The organism is Vibrio sp. Vb0937 (assembly GCF_033338855.1).
Genome location: NZ_JAWOTK010000407.1, coordinates 1 through 1,086, shown reverse-complemented (window position 1 = coordinate 1,086; position 1,086 = coordinate 1). Strand labels below are relative to the sequence as shown.

The 1,086-nt window shown below is 50.4% G+C and carries 1 protein-coding gene; it reads right to left on the bottom strand.

The features are described 5' to 3' along the window. The coding region (locus R7P67_RS26095; RefSeq protein ID WP_318086490.1) for a lactate dehydrogenase at positions 1-1,086 on the bottom strand (1,086 nt) is incomplete at both ends.

Genomic DNA, 1,086 nt, shown 5'->3' with positions numbered 1-1,086 from the left:
GCTTTCGCCTTGACTGGAGATCGCCCAGCGATCGCGCCACCAACTCATGTAGGCAATATCCACTTTGCCAAACGGAGCGGTCATGTCCCAGCCAGCGTCTTCTTCTACATACATCAGATCGACGTTTTTCTCTTGAATACGAGACAAACAAACGCTCAACGCTGCAGAGCGGAGCAGGGGATCTTGTGGCATGTAAATCGAAACCCGCTTGTTAGGGCAACACATATCAAGTACATGCAAATAGTGCGCGTACGAGGTGTAAGGAGGGCGAACTAACGCGCCTTTCGATGGGTAATGAAATACCGATAAGTTACCGAGCGGATCTTCGACGTTACCACGAGCCAAAATCGTTTGGTATTTTTGGTCAATACGCTCTCTAAGGTGATTAGAAGGTTCCGCTGGTGGCTCACTTGCTTCCGCTGTGTACTCTTGAGAGACAAAACGAGAAACTTCGTCGTACGGGTTGTGATCCAGCGTCGCGATAGGTTCTTCATCCGAAGAGTAGTTCACGTGTTGGCAAAGAATGTAGCCCGAGTGCGCTTCACCAGACACAATCCAGTACACACCATTATTGCTGTGTGGCTGCAAGGCAATGTAGCTGGAAGCCAACTCGTAGTGACTGGCGTGATTAACCCAACGAGCATCAATGGTCGCGAGCTTACGACGACAACGACTGGCGATGTGGTCAACGTGATCATAAAACGTTTTTGGGTTGGTACTGAGTTTGCGGCAAGTTTCGCGCACGGAATCACCGGTGAACAAAAGGCCCATCAGGTTTTCTTGAAACTGCAGCTTTTTATTGGCGCCAGACCATTTATCGACAAAAGTGCTTTGGCACGCTTTACAACGGTAACGTTGACGATCGCCACTGTAACCGAATGCGTGATAGAGGTGTTTATGAGTGTGGACAGAGAGTCCGAAGTTGTCACACGCGTCGTTGCGACAAGCAGGTAACCCGTCACTGTGGACGTGTCGGAGGCGATGAAGTTCGTTCACGACATCGCGGTTGTTAAGTAAGGGGGGGAAAGCTCCACATTCACGGCATACCATCGCCGGACGCTTAGGGTTCGCATGTTGCAGAACGTA